11 protein-coding genes are annotated in these 16,873 nt (G+C 67.2%); 1 reads left to right on the top strand and 10 read right to left on the bottom strand.

Annotated features, from left to right (window positions below; all coding sequences use genetic code 11):
- The first annotated feature begins 14 nt into the window (after nt 1-14).
- Complete coding sequence (locus tag DELCS14_RS24885; RefSeq protein WP_012203428.1) at nt 15-917, top strand: carbohydrate kinase family protein; 903 nt, start codon at nt 15-17, stop codon at nt 915-917.
- A gap of 97 nt (nt 918-1,014) precedes the next feature.
- Here DELCS14_RS24885 and DELCS14_RS30230 read toward each other — a convergent pair whose 3' ends face one another.
- From DELCS14_RS30230 to DELCS14_RS24835, 10 genes are all read right to left on the bottom strand, one after another.
- Nucleotides 1,015-1,995 carry a hypothetical protein gene (locus tag DELCS14_RS30230; RefSeq protein ID WP_013804093.1) on the bottom strand — a complete coding sequence of 327 codons (981 nt, stop codon included), beginning with the start codon at nt 1,993-1,995 and terminating at the stop codon, nt 1,015-1,017.
- Between the two features lie 177 nt (nt 1,996-2,172).
- Complete coding sequence (locus DELCS14_RS24875) at nt 2,173-3,264, bottom strand: ribonucleotide-diphosphate reductase subunit beta (RefSeq protein WP_012203430.1); 1,092 nt, start codon at nt 3,262-3,264, stop codon at nt 2,173-2,175.
- Between the two features lie 206 nt (nt 3,265-3,470).
- The gene (locus DELCS14_RS24870) at nt 3,471-6,392 is read right to left on the bottom strand and encodes a ribonucleoside-diphosphate reductase subunit alpha (protein ID WP_013804092.1); all 2,922 of its coding nucleotides are present in this window, start codon (nt 6,390-6,392) and stop codon (nt 3,471-3,473) included.
- A 529-nt stretch (nt 6,393-6,921) separates the two neighbouring features.
- Nucleotides 6,922-7,557: a 1,6-anhydro-N-acetylmuramyl-L-alanine amidase AmpD gene (gene ampD / locus DELCS14_RS24865; RefSeq protein ID WP_013804091.1), complete on the bottom strand. Its 636-nt coding sequence runs from the start codon at nt 7,555-7,557 to the stop codon at nt 6,922-6,924.
- Nucleotides 7,544-9,091, bottom strand: coding sequence for a sigma-54 dependent transcriptional regulator (locus DELCS14_RS24860; protein ID WP_013804090.1), 1,548 nt, complete (start codon nt 9,089-9,091; stop codon nt 7,544-7,546). The genes ampD and DELCS14_RS24860 overlap by 14 nt, the downstream gene beginning before the upstream one ends.
- Nucleotides 9,091-10,854, bottom strand: a complete 1,764-nt coding sequence (locus DELCS14_RS24855; RefSeq protein ID WP_013804089.1) for an ATP-binding protein — start codon at nt 10,852-10,854, stop codon at nt 9,091-9,093. Before DELCS14_RS24855 ends, DELCS14_RS24860 begins: the two co-directional genes overlap by 1 nt.
- A gap of 2 nt (nt 10,855-10,856) precedes the next feature.
- Complete coding sequence (locus DELCS14_RS24850; RefSeq protein ID WP_013804088.1) at nt 10,857-11,108, bottom strand: PP0621 family protein; 252 nt, start codon at nt 11,106-11,108, stop codon at nt 10,857-10,859.
- Nucleotides 11,105-11,920 carry a cytochrome c biogenesis protein CcsA gene (ccsA, locus tag DELCS14_RS24845; protein WP_013804087.1) on the bottom strand — a complete coding sequence of 272 codons (816 nt, stop codon included), beginning with the start codon at nt 11,918-11,920 and terminating at the stop codon, nt 11,105-11,107. The genes DELCS14_RS24850 and ccsA overlap by 4 nt, the downstream gene beginning before the upstream one ends.
- Before the next feature lie 83 nt (nt 11,921-12,003).
- Nucleotides 12,004-12,930, bottom strand: a complete 927-nt coding sequence (locus DELCS14_RS24840) for a diguanylate cyclase (RefSeq protein WP_013804086.1) — start codon at nt 12,928-12,930, stop codon at nt 12,004-12,006.
- Nucleotides 12,923-16,822, bottom strand: a complete 3,900-nt coding sequence (locus DELCS14_RS24835) for a response regulator (RefSeq protein ID WP_013804085.1) — start codon at nt 16,820-16,822, stop codon at nt 12,923-12,925. The genes DELCS14_RS24840 and DELCS14_RS24835 overlap by 8 nt, the downstream gene beginning before the upstream one ends.
- Between the last annotated feature and the right edge of the window lie 51 nt (nt 16,823-16,873).

Raw genomic sequence — 16,873 nt, 5'->3', positions numbered from 1 at the left:
AGCCGAGACACACCATGGCCGCTCTCATCTGCGGATCGCTTGCGTTCGACAACATCATGACCTTCGAGGGAAGGTTTGCCGACCAGATCCTGCCTGACCAGTTGCACATCCTCAATGTGTCCTTCCTGGTGCCCACGCTGCGCCGCGATTTCGGCGGCTGCGCGGGCAACATCGCCTACGCCCTGCGCTTGCTGGGCGGCGATGCCTGGCCCATGGCCATGGTGGGCAGCGACGGCGCCGACTATGTGCAGCGCCTCGACGAACTGGGCGTGCAGACCGCGCACATCGGCCAGCTGCAGGACACGCACACGGCCCAGTGCATGATCATGACGGACCGTGACAACAACCAGATCACGGCCTTCCACCCGGGCGCCATGATGCAGGCCCACGGCAACCGCATCACGCCAGAGCTCAAGGAGCAGGTGCGCGTGGGCATCATTGCGCCCGATGGCCGCCAGGCCATGCTCGAGCATGCCCAGCAGTTCAAGGCGGCCGGCATTCCCTTTGTGTTCGATCCAGGCCAGGGCCTGCCCATGTTCGATGGACAGGAGCTGCGCAGCTTCATCGAGCAGGCTGACTGGGTGGCCGTGAACGACTACGAGGCCCGCATGCTCAGCGAGCGCACGGGCTGGAGCCTGGAGCAGATTTCCGGGCAGGTGCAAGGCCTGGTGGTGACGCTGGGGGCAGAGGGCTGCGAGGTCTGGGTGCAAGGCGCCAAGACCCTGGTGGCGCCGGTGCAGCCCGCCGCCGTGGTCGATCCCACGGGATGTGGCGACGCATGGCGTGGCGCCATGCTGTTCGGCCTGGAGCGTGGCTGGGACCTGGTGCGTTGCGCCGAACTGGGCAACCGCCTGGGCGCGCTCAAGATTGCCAGCCGTGGCCCGCAGAACTACGTGCTGGACTTCGCCCAGCCCTGAAGCCGGGATCGCCGGCCGGCGGCGCAGCCGCCGTCTTCACAATGAAAAAAGCCCGACTCCAAAGAGCCGGGCTTTTTGCTTTGAGACCGGAAAAGTCTCAGGGCTTGTTGCCTGTGGGGAAGGGCCATGCGGCTTGGGGAGCCAGGCGGGTTTGCGCGATGGGCGCGGGTGCGGCAGCGGGAGTTGCAGGCGCGGCAGCGGCGGGAGCTGCTGCGGCCTTCTTGGGGGCAGCGGCCTTCTTCGGGGCTGCAGCCTTCTTGGCGGGAGCGGCAGGAGCTGCTGCGGCCTTGGCGGGCGCTGCGGCAGGCTTGGCAGCTGCAGCGGGCTTCTTGGCAGCAGCAGGAGCGGCAGCCTTCTTGGCGGGAGCAGCGGCCTTCTTCGCGGCAGGTGCAGCAGCCTTTGTGGCAGCGGGAGCAGCGGCCTTCTTGGCAGCAGGAGCAGCAGCCTTCTTGGCAGGAGCAGCGGCCTTCTTTGCGGCAGGAGCAGCAGCCTTCTTGGCGGGAGCAGCAGCCTTCTTTGCAGCAGGTGCAGCAGCCTTCTTGGCGGGAGCGGCAGCCTTCTTTGCAGCAGGAGCAGCAGCCTTCTTGGCAGGAGCGGCGGCCTTCTTTGCAGCAGGAGCAGCAGCCTTCTTGGCAGGAGCGGCGGCCTTCTTCGCAGCAGGAGCAGCAGCCTTCTTGGCAGGAGCGGCAGCCTTCTTCGCAGCAGGAGCAGCAGCCTTCTTGGCGGGAGCGGCAGCCTTCTTCGCAGCAGGAGCAGCAGCCTTCTTGGCGGGAGCGGCAGCCTTCTTTGCAGCAGGAGCAGCAGCCTTCTTGGCAGGAGCGGCAGCCTTCTTCGCAGCAGGAGCAGCAGCCTTCTTGGCAGGAGCGGCAGCCTTCTTTGCAGCAGGTGCAGCGGCCTTCTTGGCAGCAGGAGCTGCAGCCTTCTTCACAGCAGGTGCAGCAGCCTTCTTGACGGGTGCTGCCTTGGCAGTGGCCGTGGTTTTCTTCACGGTTTCAGCCTTGGGAGCAGCCGCCTTTTTGGCAGTGGTCTTCTTGTCGGTGGGGGCCTTGGTGGAGGCCGTCTTCTTCGCAGTTGCCATCATCTTCTCCTTCGTTGATTTGCACAAAACACTTCGGGGTACGGGGCTCCGAAGCGATCCAAAGCGATGTGGAGTGACGCATCGCAATGAACACGGAGACGCCCCACGCCGCAACACCATCGGTATTGCAAAAGCGTGAAGCGCGTCATGGTTCGCATTGTGCCTGCAGAGAAGCGATTAATCCCAGGAAAGTGCGCCGCCGGTTTGATACTCGATGACGCGTGTCTCAAAGAAGTTACGTTCCTTCTTCAAATCGATCATCTCGCTCATCCAGGGGAACGGGTTTTCCTCGTTGGGGAACAGGGCCTCAAGGCCGATCTGCGTGGCGCGGCGGTTGGCGATGTAGCGCAGGTAGCCCTTGAACATCGATGCGTTCATTCCGAGCACGCCGCGCGGCATGGTGTCCTCTGCGTAGCGGTATTCCAGCTCGACGGCCTTGACGAAAAGCGCCGTGATTTCTTCCTTGAATTCGGGTGTCCACAGCTGTGGATTTTCGAGCTTGAGCTGGTTGATCAGGTCGATGCCGAAGTTGCAGTGCATGGACTCGTCGCGCAGGATGTATTGGTACTGCTCGGCGGCGCCGGTCATCTTGTTCTGGCGGCCCAGCGCAAGGATCTGCGTGAAGCCCACGTAGAAGAACAGGCCCTCCATCAGGCAGGCGAAAACGATCAGCGACTTGAGCAGGGTCTGGTCGGTTTCGAAGGTGCCGGTCTTGAAGGCGGGGTCCATGATCGCTTCGATGAAGGGGATCAGGAATTCGTCCTTGTCGCGGATGGAGGGGACTTCGAGATAGGCGTTGAAGATCTCGCCCTCATCCAGGCCCAGCGACTCCACGATGTACTGGTAGGCGTGGGTGTGGATGGCTTCCTCGAAGGCCTGGCGCAGCAGGAACTGGCGGCATTCGGGCGCCGTGATGTGGCGGTAGGTGCCCAGCACGATGTTGTTGGCGGCCAGCGAATCGGCCGTCACGAAGAAGCCCAGGTTGCGCTTGATGATGCGGCGCTCGTCCTCGGTCAGGCCGTTGGGGTCCTTCCACAGGGCGATGTCGCGGTTCATGTTCACTTCCTGCGGCATCCAGTGGTTGGCGCAGGTGGCCAGGTACTTTTCCCAGGCCCACTTGTACTTGAACGGCACCAGCTGATTGACGTCGGTCTTGGCATTGATGATGCGCTTGTCGGCGGCATTCACGCGCTTGTGTGTGGTGCTCGGCGCAGCCTCCGCGCCGCTGGGCGTGTTCGAGAGGGTGGCGTCGTCGTCAAAGGTCAGCATTGCAATTTTCTCCGGCATGCCCTGGGGCATATGTTCAGTTCATTCGGTGCGAAAGAGTCCTCTCTTTCTGCTCCGGTCAATGTAGGACCATGGGTGGCCTGGCGTGTTGAGCAGGCCCAAGGTCCATGGCGAAGATCCTGCGCATGGCGCTGGCTGGCGGGCAGGGCGCGGGGCCTGCGCCGTGGCGAGGCCCCGCGCTGCGCGGCTTACTGGCAGGCTTCGCAGCCGGGATCGTCGATGGCGCAGAACTTGATGTCCGTCGCCGGTGCCTGGGCGCGCGCGGCGGCTGCCGCGGCTTCCAGGGCGCTGGAGGTGTTCACGGCGGCAGGCTGTGCGGCGGCGGCCGAGGGCACGGCGTTGAGCACGCGGCTTTGCACCGTGGACTTCTCGATGTTGGTGGCGCTGGTGGTGCGCAGGTAGTAGGTGGTCTTCAGGCCGCGCAGCCAGGCCAGCTTGTAGGTGTCGTCCAGCTTCTTGCCCGAGGCACCGGCCATGTAGATGTTCAGGCTCTGGGCCTGGTCGATCCACTTCTGGCGGCGCGCAGCGGCCTCGACCAGCCAGGTGGGCTCGACCTCGAAGGCGGTGGCGTACAGGCTCTTGACGTCCTGGGGCACGCGGTCGATGGGGCGCAGCGAGCCGTCGAAGTGCTTGAGGTCCATGACCATCACGTCGTCCCACAGGCCCAGGCGCTTCAGGTCACGCACCAGGTACTGGTTGATGACGGTGAACTCGCCGGACAGGTTGGACTTGACCGACAGGTTGCCGAACGAGGGCTCGATGGAGGCATCGACGCCGACGATGTTGGAGATGGTCGCCGTGGGCGCGATGGCCACGCAGTTGGAGTTGCGCATGCCGTGCTGGCCGATCTTGGCGCGCAGGGCATCCCAGTCCAGGCGCGAGGAGCGGTCCACTTCCACATAGCCGCCGCGTGCCTTCTCCAGCAGGTTCAGCGTGTCCAGCGGCAGGATGCCCTGGTCCCACAGCGAGCCCTTGTAGCTGGAGTACTGGCCGCGTTCCTTGGCCAGCTCGGTGGAGGCCCAGTAGGCGTAGTAGCAGATGGCTTCCATCGACTGGTCGGCGAACTCGACGGCCGCGTCGCTGGCGTAGGCGATGCGCATTTCATAGAGCGCATCCTGGAAGCCCATCAGGCCCAGGCCCACCGGGCGGTGGCGCAGGTTGGAGTCCTTGGCCTTCTGCACGGCGTAGTAGTTGATGTCGATCACGTTGTCCAGCATGCGCATGGCCGTGGTGATGGTCTTGCGCAGCTTGCCGTGGTCGATGGCGCCATCGACGATGTGGCGCGCCAGGTTGACCGAGCCCAGGTTGCAGACGGCGGTCTCGGTGTCGCTGGTGTTCAGCGTGATCTCGGTGCACAGGTTGGACGAGTGCACCACGCCGGCGTGCTGCTGGGGCGAGCGCACGTTGCAGGGGTCCTTGAAGGTGACCCAGGGGTGGCCGGTCTCGAACAGCATGGACAGCATCTTGCGCCACAGGTCCATGGCCGGGATGCGCTTGAACAGCTTGAGTTCGCCGTTGTCGGCCTTGGTTTCGTAGGCCTTGTAGGCGTGCTCGAAGGCGGCGCCGAAGAGGTCGTGCAGGTCGCCGACATCGGAGGGCGAGAACAGGGTCCAGTGGCCCTTTTCCATGACGCGCTTCATGAACAGGTCGGGAATCCAGTTCGCCGTGTTCATGTCGTGCGTGCGGCGGCGGTCGTCGCCGGTGTTCTTGCGCAGTTCGAGGAATTCCTCGATGTCCAGGTGCCAGGTCTCCAGGTAGGTGCAGACGGCGCCCTTGCGCTTGCCGCCCTGGTTCACGGCCACGGCCGTGTCGTTGACCACCTTGAGGAAGGGCACCACGCCCTGCGACTCGCCGTTCGTGCCCTTGATGCGCGAACCCAGGGCGCGCACGCGCGTCCAGTCGTTGCCCAGTCCGCCGGCGAACTTGGACAGCAGGGCGTTTTCCTTGATGGACTCATAGATGCCGTCCAGATCGTCGGGCACCGTGGTCAGGTAGCAGGAAGACAGCTGCGAGCGCAGCGTGCCGCTGTTGAACAGCGTGGGCGTGCTGCTCATGAAGTCGAAGGACGACAGCAGCTCGTAGAACTCGATGGCGCGTGCATTGCGGTCCTCTTCCTGCAGCGCCAGGCCCATGGCCACGCGCATGAAGAAGGACTGGGGCAGCTCGATGCGCGTCTTGCGCACGTGCAGGAAGTAGCGGTCGTACAGGGTCTGCAGGCCCAGGTAGTCGAACTGCTCGTCGCGCTCGGCCTTGATGGCGGCAGCCAGGCGGGGCAGGTCGTAGTTCAGCAGCTCGGGGTTGAGCAGCTCGTTGTCCACGCCCTTGCGGATGAAGCCGGGGAAGTACTCTGCGTAGGCCGCCTGGATGTCGGCCGGATGCACGTCACGGCCCATGACCTCGCGCACGATCGTGTGCAGCAGCAGGCGGGCGGTGACGTAGGTGTAGTCGGGGTCTTTCTCGATCAGCGTGCGAGCGGCCAGGATGGAGGCCTTGAAGACTTCTTCGATCGGCACGCCGTCGTACAGGTTGCGCAGCGTCTCGGCGACGATGGGGGCGGCCTGGATATCGGCGTTGAGGTTGCGGCAGGACGCCTCGATCAGCGCCAGCAGGCGGGCCTGGTCCAGCGGCACGCGCTGGCCGTTGTCGGTCACATGCAGCACGGGCGCCGGTGCGGCGGCGGCAACCGCTGCGGCCTCGGCGGCCTTCTTTTGCTCGGCACGTTCCTGGTTGCGGCGGTCGCGGTACAGCACGTAGGCGCGCGCCACGTCGTGGTGGCCGCCGCGCATCAGGCCCAGTTCGACCTGGTCCTGCACATCTTCAATATGGAAGGTGCCGCCGCCCGGACGCGAGCGCAGCAGTGCGCGAACCACGGCCTGGGTCAGCTCGTCCACGGTCTCGCGCACGCTGGCGGAGGCCGCGCCCTGGGCGCCGCGCACGGCCAAGAAGGCCTTGGTCAGCGCGACGGCGATCTTTTGCGGCGTGAAGGGCACCACATCGCCGCTGCGGCGGATGATCTGGTAGCCGTCCTGCACGGACAGGTGATGGGCGGAGGAAGGATTGGCAGCATCACCGTGCGCAGCGGGAGCCAAAGAATTCAGTGCTTCTTGCATGAGTTTCCTCAACGGGTGTTTGTGGATGGAACGGACGCGGACCTGCACTTGGGGCAGGCTTGCTGGGAGATGGAATCGGGGTCGGATGTACACACCGTTTTCACAGGGTGTGCACAGCTTGTGAACACTAGATATGGTGTCCAGCTTGCTTCTGGGCACTACCTGTAGTGTATCGCCGTCTCATGTACACGGGGTACTCACGGCCGGAAAACCGCTGTTTGCGCTGCGCCAAACGGGTGCGCAACCTACAAGCCAATAGCAGCAAAGGCCCGCTGCGCCGTGGCTTGCGGGCGATGGTCCGTCGCAAGCCGCGGCAGCCTTGGCCCTGCGCCGGTCGGACCGCTGAAAGCCCCATGGACAGTGGGGCTGCGACACATGCGTGAATTTGTAAAAAATGATCAGGCAGCCGCTGCGTGCGCCTGGCGCGCCACATCGGTTGCTTTCTGGATTGACAGACCCTTTGTCCTCTGCCTGTGGACAAGCGGGGTTTTGCGCAAGATCTGGCGGTGCCTGCGATGAGGGTGTGCGCTTACGTGGAGGGCTGGCCCGCGCCCGGCGGCAGCTGCCAGTTCGCCGTGGCTGGGTGGTGGGCCAGCAGCCCGCGCAGCCGGTGCCAGTCGAAGCCTGCGCCCGGATCGCATTTGCGGCCCGGCGCGATGTGCTCATGACCTGCGAGATGGGCCACGGGGTAGCGCGCCGCGATGGCGTTGCACAGGGCATCGAGCGCCGCGTACTGGGCCGGCTCGAACCGCAGGCCCTCCAGGCCTTCGAGCTCTATGCCGATGGAGTCGTCGTTGCAGCGGTCGCGGCCCCGCCAGCAGGAAGCGCCTGCATGCCAGGCGCGCGCATCGCAGTCCACAAACTGCCAGACCTCGCCCTGGCGCGTGATGAAGAAATGCGCCGACACCTCCAGGCCGCGTATCCCCTGGTAGTAAGGATGGGCGTCCCAGTCGAGCTGGTTGGTGAACAGTTGCTGGACCGCACCCGTGCCGTACTCGCCGGGGGGCAGGCTGATGGAGTGCACGACGACCAGATCGACCAGCGCCTGGGCCGGGCGCTCGCCAAAGTTGGGCGAGGGCAGGTGGCGGGCCTGCTGCAGCCAGCCGCCTTGCCAGGTCCAGGCCGGGGCCTGGGTGGCTTGCGCCTGCGGATCAGGACTCGCCATGGCCGCCTCCGTCCGCCTCGGCGCTGGCATCGCCGGGCAGGGCGATGTTCAGCCGGTCGATGCGGTAGCGGATCTGGCGCAGGCTCAGGCCCAGGCGCGCGGCGGTGGCCGTGCGGTTGAAGCCGTTTTCCTGAAGCGCCTGCACCAGAATGCCGCGCTCGCGCTCGTCCAGCCAGGCCTGCAGGTCACGGGGCAGCTCGGCATCGGCTGGCTCTGGCGATAGCGGGCCGCCTGGCGGCAGGGGGCGCGAAGGCGAGAGCGAAGGAGAGGGCGAGGCGGATGCGGGCGGTGCAGGCGGTGCGGGCGGCGTGCCGCAGGGCAGCTGCATCTCGGGATCTATGCGCAGCGGCCCGTCCTCGCCCAGCGTGATGGCGCGGTGCAGCAGGTTCTCCAGTTCACGCACATTGCCGGGCAGGGGCAGGCGGGCGATCTGCTGCACTGAACGCTCGTCGATCTCGGGCATGGGCAGGCCGGATTCCTGCGACAGCCGAGCCAGCAGGGCGCGGCACAGGGCGGGCAGGTCTTCGCGGCGTTCGCGCAGCGGGGGCAGCAGCACCTCGATGACATTGAGGCGGTAGTACAGGTCCTGCCGGAAGCGCCCCTCCCGCACATCGGCAGCCAGATCGCGGTGGGTGGCGCTGACGATGCGCACATCGGCCGCTTCCTCCTGTGCGGAGCCCAGGGGGCGCACGCGGCGCTCCTGGATGGCGCGCAGCAGCTTGGCCTGCATGGCCAGGGGCAGGTCGCCGATCTCGTCCAGAAACAAGGTGCCGCCGCGCGCAGCCTGGAAGTAGCCGTCGCGGTCCTGGGTGGCGCCGGTATAGGAGCCCTTGCGCGCGCCGAAAAACTCCGCCTCCAGCAGGTTTTCGGGAATGGCGCCGCAGTTCACGGCCACCATGGGGCCATGGGCGCGCTGGCTGCAGGCATGCAGCGCGCGGGCCACCAGCTCCTTGCCTGTGCCCGACTCGCCATGCACCAGCACCGGCGCCATGCCGCGCGCCACCTTGGCAATGCGCTGCTTGACGGTCTGCATGGCGGGCGACTCGCCGACCATGGCGTCCAGTGCGCCGCTGCCGTTGAGCACCGGGCTGGCGGCGGGAGCGGCCGAAGGGCTGCGCGCCGGCATCACGCCCGGGGCCGGCACACCGCCCACGCCCTGGGCGGCCGAGGCCACGACCAGGCGGAACTGCTTGAGGTCCACGGGCTTGGTCAGGTAGTCGAAGGCGCCTGAGCGCAGGGCCTCGACGGCGTTCTCGGCGGAGCCGTAGGCCGTCATGACCACGCAGCGCTCGCGCCGCTGCTGGCTGCGCAGGTCCTGCAGCAGCTCCATGCCCATGCCGTCGGGCAGGCGCATGTCGGTGATGACCACGTCGAAGCGCTGGGTCTGCAGTTGCTCGCGCGCCTCGCCCACGCTGGCGGCGGTTTCCACGCGGTAGCCTTCGCGCAGAAGGGTCAGTTCATAGAGGGTGCGCAGATCCGGCTCGTCGTCCACGACAAGGATCGATGCGGCAGCGGGCAGGGAGTTCAAAGGCATCACACCACAATCTGATCAAACAGGGAGGCCGGCAGGGCCGAGGCCGGGCCGGCACGGAACACGATGCTGAAGGCATTGCCCTCGACAGGGCCGTGCGGCGTGGGCCGCGACAGCCGCTGGTAGCTGATGCTGGCATCGTAGCGCTGGCACAGCTCGCGGCAGATATACAGGCCCAGGCCGCTGGAGCGGCTTTCCGAAGAGAAGAAGGGCTCGAACAGATGGCGTTGCACCGTGGGCTCCAGCGCGGCGCCGTCGCTCCAGACCTGTAGCCAGATCTGGCCGCCGGCCGGCGCGCCGGTCAGCACCTGCAGCGTGTGAGGCTCGTGGGCGTTGCTGCGGTAGCGCCGGGCGTTGTCCAGCAGGTTCACCAGGATGCGGCGCAGATGCTCGCCATCGAACACCACGGTCTTGTCCCTGGCGTCGAGCAGGAGCTGGATGCTGTGCGCGGGCTGGCCCTGGGCCTGCCATTCCTGGCAAACCTGGGCCACATGCTGGTCCAGGGCCAGCAGGCCGGCATGCGCCTCGCCAATGTGTTGCTGGGCCCGGGCGATGTTGAGTACGTCCTCGACGATGCGTGCCAGGCGCTCGGCATTCTGGCCCACGATGCGGCACAGCTGCTGCTGGGCCGGGTCCTGCGCCAGATCCTCGGCCAGCAGGGCATTGGCCTGGGTGATGGCGGCCAGCGGATTGCGGATCTCGTGGGCCACGGCGGCCGACATGCGGCCCATGGACGCCAGCTTTTCCGTGCGCAGCCGCGCCTCCATCTCACGCAGATCATGCAAAAAGACCACGCACAGCTGCTGCAGCAGCGCGGGCTCGGCCGCGTCGGCGGCGTCGGATGGGGTGGCGACCTCGGTCAGCCAGGTGCGCAGGTGCAGGCCCGTCATGCCTTCCTGGCCGATGGACTGCAGATGGATGGCGGCCGAGATGGGCAGGTTCTGGGCAAAGCTCTGGGCCACGGCGTCCTGCAGCCGCTGCCAGCCGGAATGCTCCTTGAGGGCGAAGGGCAGGGCATGCGCGTCGGCCAGCCCCAGCAGGTGCAGCGCGGCCGGGTTGGCCTGCTGCACGCGGAACTGGGGATCGACCACCAGCACGCCTTCGCCCAGGTGGCGGATCACCAGGGCATTGACCTGTTCCTGCGTCTGGGCCTTGCGGCTGCTGTGCTGGGCCAGGTGGCGCTCGCGCCGCACGCGGCGTGCCAGTTCGTGCGTCAGATAGGCCACCGCGAAATAGCCTGCGCAGGCAAAGCTGGCCTGGTAGTAGGCCTGGGTGCTTTCTATGCGGCCAGCCACGTCCTGCCATGCCACCCAGCCCAGGGTCAGCAGCGTGACGCTGGCCGTGGTGGCCAGGGCCAGCGTCAGATTGCCCAGCACGGCCGAGATCAGGATGGGAATGGCCAGCAGGGCCGAGTAGTTCAGCGGTCCGGTCTGCAGCATCTGCAGCAGGCAGATGACTGCGATGTCCACGCCGATCACGGGCAGCCAGTGCACGCCGGCGCGGGGCGAGGGCGGCTGCGCGCGTGCCGTCAGCCGCAGCAGCAGCGTCAGCCCCAGGTAGCCCAGGCAGACCAGCCAGACCAGGGAATTGCCGCCGGGCTGCACGCTGAGCAGCGCCAGCTGCAGCAGCAAAAGCGCAGTGGCGATGAGCACGCGGCCGGTCAGGAAGCCCTGCCATAGCCGGACAAAGGGGGTGTTGGCGTCGTGCGGCGACTGCGCCGCGGCCTCGTCGATGGTGGGTGGCTGGGGGGGGGCCGCGTCCTGCATGCTCAGCGCCGTTGCGCCAGGGTGCGGTGCTCTGCGCTGCAGTAGCTGCGGCCGGCCGCTTCGATGGCCTCGCTGCGCGGCAGGTGCAGGCCGCAGTGCGCGCACTCGACCATGTCCTGTGGAGCCGCCAGCGGCGCATTGGTCGGGTTGCGCGGCGCAGCGGCGTGGCGCCGCTCGCGGGCCTCGGCACGGCGCTGGCTGCGCCAGACGCCGACGGCAATGATGATGACGATCAGGACCAGCAGGTACTTCATGTGGTGCGCTCCAGCAGCACTTCCATGACGAAGCGCGATCCCGCATAGGCCAGCAGCAGCAGCAGGGCGCCTGCATAGAGCATGCGCACGGCGCTGCGGCCACGCCAGCCAAAGCGCGCACGGCCGATCAGCAGCACGGCAAAGGTCAGCCAGGACAGCAGCGAGAACACAGACTTGTGGTTCCAGACCCAGGCCTTGCCATAGAGCTGTTCGCCGAACAGCCAGCCTGCGGCCAGCGTGGCCGTGAGCAGCACAAAGCCTGCGGACACGAATCGGAAGGTCAGGCGCTCCAGCGTGAGAAGCGGCAGGCCGCTGTCATGGCCGCCGCCGCCCAGCCGCATGTGCTGCTCGGCGCGTGTCATCAGCGAGGCGTGGACCACGGCGGCCGCGAACAGTCCGTAGGAGGCAATGCCCAGTGCCAGGTGCAGCGGCAGCCAGGGCGAGGCGTTGACATGCAGAGGCGTTCCCGGAAACAGCGCGGCCATGAGCACGGCGGCCGTGCCCAGCGCGGACAGCGCCAGCTGCGCGCGCATCTTGGGGAACAGCTGCTGCTCGACGCCATAGACGGTGAGCACCAGCCATGCCGTCATGGACAGGGCCGGTGCGAAGCCGAAATGAGGCTGCTCCCCGAGCAGGCCCCAGGCCAGGGCCAGGGCGTGGAGCACCCAGGCCAGGCGCAGGGCAACGCGGGCGCCGGCCTGGCTGATGCGTCGGGCGCCGGCGGCTGGCACGGCATAGGCCACGGCTGCGGCAAGCGCCAGCATCCAGCCCAGGGGCGATACGTTGGCGGAAATCAGGGGGACGGAGAGCATCTTTCAATGATAGCTGTGGCTTTCCCGCCGCCGGTTGTGCAGGCTCAGAATCCGGGTGCCATGCCGTGGTTCGGCGCGCATTTTCAAGGCTCCACGGCTGCCTCGATGCGATTGCGCCCCTGGGCCTTGGCCTGGTAGAGCAGGCCGTCCGCCTTCTGCAGCCAGGTTTCCAAAGGCGCGGCAGACGGCTGCCGCACGGTGAGTACGCCGCAGCTGACGGTGAGCTGCGGCGCCGTGGGAGAGGCGGCGTGGGCGATGGACAGGCGCAGCACTTCCTGGCGGAAATGCTCGGCCATGGCCGGCGCATCGCTTTCGCCGGGGAGGATGAGCGCGAATTCCTCGCCGCCAAAGCGCGCTGCCAGGTCGTAGGGCCGGCGCGCATGGCGCTGCAGCGTGGCAGCCACGGCCTTGAGCGCCTCGTCCCCCTGCACATGGCCATAGCAGTCGTTGTATTGCTTGAAGTGGTCTATATCAATGAGAGCCAGGCCCACGGGCTCGCCCGTGCGCAGGCTGCGGCGGTAGGCGCGCTCCAGCACGTCGTCGAAGTGGCGCCGGTTGGCCAGGCCGGTCAGCCCGTCCACCATGGCCAGGCGCTCCAGGGCCTGGCGCTGCAGGGCCAGCCGAATCTGGTTGCGCACGCGCACCTCGACCACGGCGGGGCGTATGGGCTTGGAGACATAGTCGGCCGCGCCCAGGCGCAGGCCGTATTCCTCGGCCTCGGCATTGCTCTGTCCGGTGATGAAGATGACGGCGATATGGGCGGTGCGCTCCTGCGCGCGCAGCGCACCCAGCACCTCGTAGCCGTTCATGCCGGGCATGGCCAGGTCCAGAAGGATCAGCTGCAGGCGGTGTGCTTCGCGGTGGGCGACCACCAGGGCGCCAGGGCCGTCCTTGGCCAGCAGCACTCGGTAGTGGGGGCTCAGCAGCTCGGCCAGCATGCTGCGGTTCAGCCGCTCGTCGTCCACGATGAGGACCGTGGGCAGCTCCGACCCGGTCAGGGCGTCAAGCATCTGCGGCTCCCTGTAGGGCCATCCGGTTCGCGGCCATGCTCCGCGCCAGCTGATCGAGCGCCTGCAGCGCCGCCTCGGTTTCCAGGGACTCGGTGCAGCGCTGGATGCGCTGCAGCACGGATGCATGGCGCCCGCTGACCAGGGGCCGCAGCCGTTCCAGTTCAGCCACGGCGGCATAGTCGCTGTCGGCAATCTGCAGCCGCAGCCGATTCAGCGTGGATGAGACTTCTTCTGCGGGCATCGGCTGCCGCTGTGGCGGGGACGCAGCGCTGGACACCGTGGCCAGGGCTGGCAAGGCCGCCTGCCCGGACCGCACGGCGATTTCCGCCAGCAGGCCCTGCAGCCCATCGGCCAGCGCCTGGACCAGGGATGGCAGATCACCGCTGGGCCGGGCATTCCCGCCATCGCCGTCGCCTGACAGGCAGGCATGCGCGCCGGTCTCGGCCATGGCCGACCATTGCTCCAGCAGGTTCGCGCCCAGGTAGCCCAGGCTGCCCTTGAAGGTATGCGCCAACGACGCCACGGTTGCCCAGTTGCCGCTGCGCGCGGCGCGGCGCAGCTGTTGCGGCGCATCGGCAAAGTCCTGGGCAAAGCCTTCGATCGCATGCAGCATGCGCGGCGATTGGCTGGCAAGGCGTTGCCGCAGCTGCACAGGATCCCAGGGCGGGGCAGGGGGTGGCGGCGTGGGCCGGGAGGGCGGGGCCGGCGCAGGCGCTGCCGTTGTCGGGGGGGCTGCGCGCAGGCAGCGCTGCAGCGTCTCGTACAGCAGCACATCGTCAACGGGTTTGGTCAGATGGGCATTCATGCCTGCGGCCTCGATCCGGGCGCGCTCCTCGACATAGGCCTGTGCAGTCAGCGCGATCACCGGAAGATGCCGCAGCGCGCTGCGCGTGCGCAGGGCGCGCGTGGCACTGAGGCCGTCCATGCCGGGCATGTGCACGTCCATGAGCACGGCATCGAAAGGCTGGCTGTCGAGCAGCTGCAGCGCCTGCAGACCGTCTTGCGCAGTCAGTACCGATATGCCGGCCTGCTCCAGCAGCTCGGCGGCCACCTCGCGGTTGAGCACGTTGTCATCCACCACCAGCACCCTGCGCCCAGGCAGGCCCGGGTAGCGCTGCTGTGGCGACGGGCCGGCCGCCGGGTCTTCAGGCTGGGTCGATTCGGGGTCCCGCAGCGCCTCCCGGATGGAGGACCTCAGTGCCGATGCGGTCAGGGGCTTGATCAGCAGGCCTCGCAGGCCCCGCAGGCCAAACTGCGCGGCACGCAGCTGCACTTCGTCGCGCCCGAAGGCCGTGACCATGAGCGCAGCCGGGGTCTTGACCAGGTCCTGTCGCTCGCGCATGCGGCGTGCCAGCTCCAGTCCGTCCATGCCGGGCATGCGCCAGTCCAGCAGGGCCAGACCATAGGGGGATTCCTGGCGTGCGGCCTCTTGAAGCATGCGCAGCGCCTGCATGCCGTCCGCCGCCGTATCGCAGCGCATGCCCAGTCTGCGCACCATGGCGGCCAGCGCCTCGCGCGCGCTGGCGTTGTCATCGACGATGAGAACGCCGGTGCTGCCCAGGTTGTCGTGGCCGTCCGGCAGTGCATCCGTGGCAAGCCGGACCTTGGCCGTGAAGCGGAAGTCGCTGCCCTGGCCGGGCTGGCTGCACACGCCGATCTCGCCGCCCATGAGCTGCACCAGCCTGTGGCAGATGGCCAGGCCCAGACCGGTGCCGCCGTGGCGGCGCGTGGTCTGGATGTCGGCCTGGGTGAAGGGCTGGAACAGCCGCTCGGCCCGCGATGCATCCAGGCCTATGCCGGTGTCGCGCACGCTCACGCACAGGTGGTGCAGGGGCGCTGCCGTGGTGCCCGCATCGGCATCCGCAGGCGCGTCCACCGGCGGCGGCTCCAGATGCAGGGAGATCACCACCTCGCCATGCTCGGTGAACTTGATGGCGTTGCCGACCAGGTTGGTCAGCACCTGGCCCAGGCGCATTGGGTCGCCACGCAAACGGGGCGGCAGTTGCGGGTCCAGCGCATAGACCACTTCCAACCCCTTTTCCTCTGCGCGCAGCGCCGTGGAGGCCGTCACGGTCTCCAGCACATCGTCAAGGGCGAAGTCCACTTCCTCCAGCGCCAGCATGCCCGCCTCTATCTTGGAGAAATCGAGGATGTCGTTGATCACGGCCAGCAGGGCGCTGGCCGAGCGCTCCACCTTCTCCAGGTAGCCGCGCTGGCGCGATGTCAGCGCGGTCTGCTGCACCAGGCGCGTCATGCCGATGACGGTATTCATGGGTGTGCGGATTTCGTGGCTCATGATGGCCAGGAAATCCGATTTGGCGCGTTCGGCCGCTTCGGCGGTTTCCTTGGCCTGATGCAGCGCCTGCTCGGCCTCGCGTTCGCGGGTGATGTCCAGCATGATGCCGTCCCAGACCATGCCCTCCTGACAGCGCCGGGGGGCCGAGCGGCAGCGCAGCCAGCGGATCTCTCCGTCGGGCCTGATCACGCGAAAGCGGCAATCGAAGACCCGCAGCGTATCGATCGAGCGTTGCATCATCCCCTGGTAGAGCGGCAGGTCCTCGGGATGGATGGCATTCAGGTAGACCTGCCGATCGGCCATGATGGCGTGGGCCGGCACGCCGATCAGGTTCTCTATGCCGGCGCTGATGTAGCTGAGCCGCAGTTGCGTCAGGCCGCCTTCCAGGCGGTAGATGGCGCCGCTGGGCAGGTTGTCGGCCAGGGCTTCGAGGCGCATTCGTGCGTCCTCGCGTTCGGACAGGTCCTGCAGCGTGCCGCTGAGCGCGACGATGCGGCCTTGCTCGTCGCGCAGGGCCCGGCCCATGAGGCGGGCAGCGAACTGCCGGCCGTCCGGGCAGCGCTGGACCACATCGATGCTGTAGGACTGGCCGGTGCTGATGCACAGATCCACGGCAGCGGTGAGCCGGGCAAGATCCTGCGGCCCGAGCATGGCGCGCAGGGCCTGGCGCTTCAGTGGCGGACCCTGGGGGTCCAGGCCGTTCATCACATACATCATCTCCGAGGCCTGAAAGTGCCCGGTGTCCAGTTCCCATGTCCAGCTGCCCAGGCGCGCCAGCTGTTCGGCCTGGCGCAGCACGTCGTAGCTTTTTTGCAGCTGGGACTCGGTCTGGCGCATGAGCGTGATGTCGCGCGCAATGCCCAGCACGCCCACGGTCCGGCCCTCGGCATCGCGATAGGGAATCTTGGTGGACTGGAAGATACGGCGCTGCCCGTCGACCAGCAGATGATCGTCCATCACCACGGGCGCATCGCTGTCCAGCACCCGGCGGTCGCTGTCGGTGAAGCTGCTGTCGGAGAAAAGCTCCTGGTCGGTCTTGCCCACGATGTCTTCGGGCGCGCGCCCGGCAAAGCGCGCTGTGGCGGGGTTGGCGAAGGTGTAGCGGCCCTGCCGGTCCTTGGCGAAGACCAGGTCGGGCGTCTCGCGCATCACGGTCTCCAGCAGGCGCGTCGAGTCCTGCCACGGCCAGGTGCGGTTTTGCAGGTGCGGCTCAAGCTGCGCATTGGGCTGGCCGATCGGCTCGTCCTGGCTAGTGCGCTCGCTGAGGTCGTGCCAGGTAGTGAAGAAAAGCCGCCTGCCCGACAGTGACAGGCAATGGACATGGATCTCGGCGGGCAAGCTGGTGCCATCGCGGCGGATCAGCCGGCCTCGCAGACGGGCCTGGCTGTCCACGACCATGTCCCGCCAGAAATCACGCGGCCGTCCATCCAGGTCCAGCCATACGTCCATGATGCCCAGCCCCAGCATGGCGGCCTTGTGATGGCCCAGGCTGGCGCAGGCCTGGGCATTGGCATCGAGCAGGCCGCCCTGCTCGTCAAACAGAAGAAAACCGTCGGGCACACGGTCCAGGAACTGGCGATACGGCGTATCAGGCATGAAGACTCCCAGGCGGTAGCAAGCCAGCATTGCGGAATGTGATAGCCATAA

This window comes from Delftia sp. Cs1-4 (assembly GCF_000214395.1).
In the GTDB taxonomy this organism is placed as follows: Bacteria; Pseudomonadota; Gammaproteobacteria; order Burkholderiales; family Burkholderiaceae_C; genus Comamonas; species Comamonas acidovorans.
Note: the sequence above shows the minus strand (reverse complement) of the source record. Positions and strands in the feature narration are given on the sequence as shown.

Excerpts from the sequence above, each read along its gene's own strand:
- DELCS14_RS24885 (WP_012203428.1), top strand. The coding sequence starts at position 15 with ATGGCCGCTCTCATCTGCGGATCGCTTGCGTTCGACAACATCATGACC.
- DELCS14_RS30230 (WP_013804093.1), bottom strand. The coding sequence starts at position 1,995 with ATGGCAACTGCGAAGAAGACGGCCTCCACCAAGGCCCCCACCGACAAG.
- DELCS14_RS24875 (WP_012203430.1), bottom strand. The coding sequence starts at position 3,264 with ATGCTGACCTTTGACGACGACGCCACCCTCTCGAACACGCCCAGCGGC.
- DELCS14_RS24870 (WP_013804092.1), bottom strand. The coding sequence starts at position 6,392 with ATGCAAGAAGCACTGAATTCTTTGGCTCCCGCTGCGCACGGTGATGCT.
- ampD (WP_013804091.1), bottom strand. The coding sequence starts at position 7,557 with ATGGCGAGTCCTGATCCGCAGGCGCAAGCCACCCAGGCCCCGGCCTGG.
- DELCS14_RS24860 (WP_013804090.1), bottom strand. The coding sequence starts at position 9,091 with ATGCCTTTGAACTCCCTGCCCGCTGCCGCATCGATCCTTGTCGTGGAC.
- DELCS14_RS24855 (WP_013804089.1), bottom strand. The coding sequence starts at position 10,854 with ATGCAGGACGCGGCCCCCCCCCAGCCACCCACCATCGACGAGGCCGCG.
- DELCS14_RS24850 (WP_013804088.1), bottom strand. The coding sequence starts at position 11,108 with ATGAAGTACCTGCTGGTCCTGATCGTCATCATCATTGCCGTCGGCGTC.
- ccsA (WP_013804087.1), bottom strand. The coding sequence starts at position 11,920 with ATGCTCTCCGTCCCCCTGATTTCCGCCAACGTATCGCCCCTGGGCTGG.
- DELCS14_RS24840 (WP_013804086.1), bottom strand. The coding sequence starts at position 12,930 with ATGCTTGACGCCCTGACCGGGTCGGAGCTGCCCACGGTCCTCATCGTG.
- DELCS14_RS24835 (WP_013804085.1), bottom strand. The coding sequence starts at position 16,822 with ATGCCTGATACGCCGTATCGCCAGTTCCTGGACCGTGTGCCCGACGGT.